This window comes from Xenorhabdus bovienii (assembly GCF_024721015.1).
In the GTDB taxonomy this organism is placed as follows: domain Bacteria; phylum Pseudomonadota; class Gammaproteobacteria; order Enterobacterales; family Enterobacteriaceae; genus Xenorhabdus; species Xenorhabdus bovienii.
On the sequence record NZ_JANAIF010000234.1, the window covers coordinates 1 to 1,042 of the forward strand.

The 1,042-nt window shown below is 46.3% G+C and carries 1 protein-coding gene; it reads right to left on the reverse strand.

Annotation, left to right across the window (positions count from 1 at the left end; translation table 11 throughout):
* On the reverse strand, positions 1-982 hold a 982-nt coding region (locus NXS07_RS20265), incomplete at its 3' end, for an IS630 family transposase (protein ID WP_258087545.1).
* Positions 983-1,042: the final 60 nt, after the last annotated feature.

Below are 1,042 nucleotides of genomic sequence, written 5' to 3' on the forward strand. Positions count from 1 at the left end.
GCTCTTTCGCTTTTTCTGGCAATGTGACATGAAAAAAGTGACGCAGCGTTTCACGGAATGTTTTGGTATCCGGAAAATAGACATTGTTTCGTACCTGCTCATTCACATACTTCCATAATCGCTCAATCGGGTTGAGGTTAGGGCTGTAAGGCGGCAGGTAGTGCAACTCAATATTCAAAACCTCGGCAAAAAATTGAACGACTGCGGAACGGTGATAACCCGCACCATCCAGAATAATGTGGATTTTTTGCGAAAGTGGGTAGGTTTCCCGGATTGAGCCGAAAAAAAGGACGACATTTTTCGCGTTAATCGTCGGATATTCACGAACAATAGTCTCTTCAATCCGTTGTAAATTAAGGGCACCCATGATGTTGAGTCGAGTACGACTGCCCGTGGTTTCAACCACTTTGACGTGCTTCCGCCCGCTCTTCATCCAGCCATAACTTAATTTTGTGGACAGGGTCGGGTGAACCGCATCAATAAACAAAATAGGCGTATTCTGGCCACATTCTTCTTTCAACGCGTTGTAGGTTTCAATAAACTGTTGCTGTTTATCCGCATCAAATTTATGCGGAGCACCCATTGGCTTCTTGTAGCTGAAACCCTGACGGTGAAGCCATTTCGTCATTCCTGCAACAGTGAAAGTCACCTGCCATCGAGCCCGAACATAGGCCACAATTTGGGCGGTAGTGTGCATCAAATTTGCCATCAGATACTCCACTAATGCTGTCGTTTGTTCGGCAGACAAACGGCTTTCAGAGCCCCCATTTTCAGGGGCGAGTTTTTCCTCAGAGAAGTAATCTTTCAGATGGCGACTCACCGTACTTTCATGGATCCGCAAAGCCTGGGCAATCATCTGGGCAGTCCAGCCTTCTGAGGCCAAAAGCACGGCCTTAATGCGGTCACGTACTCGTCCATCGCGAGTCGTATCATGCATCAATTCGAGGGCTTCTTTTTGGGCATCTGTCAGATTAATTTTCATGAGCGCGATCATGATCTGATACAAATGAAAAATCAAGCATCTTCAATGACGACGGATATA